General features: G+C 71.0%; 1 protein-coding gene. It reads left to right on the top strand.

Features of this window, described 5'->3' with window-relative positions; translation table 11 throughout:
* Nucleotides 1-238 (top strand): type VI secretion system baseplate subunit TssK (gene tssK / locus AC0IW9_RS31890; RefSeq protein WP_471652285.1); only part of this gene is annotated, 238 nt, incomplete at both ends.

The raw sequence follows: 238 nt of genomic DNA, 5'->3' as shown, positions 1-238 counted from the left end.
GCTTCGCCCCGGTGATCGCCGACCTGCGCCGGGCGCTCTCGGCCGACATCGACCAGAAAGCGGTGTCCATCCCGCTGCGCGATGCGCGGCATGGGGTGCGGATCGGCCCGATCACCGACCGCAACGGGCTGCGCGCCGGGTCCTTCGTGCTGTCCGTGCAGGCCGGCATGCCATCCGAGCATCTGCGCCGGCTGTTCCCGAACCAGGTCAAGATCGGCGCGGTCGAGCAGATCCGGGA

The organism is Belnapia sp. AC561, assembly GCF_979252845.1.
Note: the sequence above shows the minus strand (reverse complement) of the source record. Positions and strands in the feature narration are given on the sequence as shown.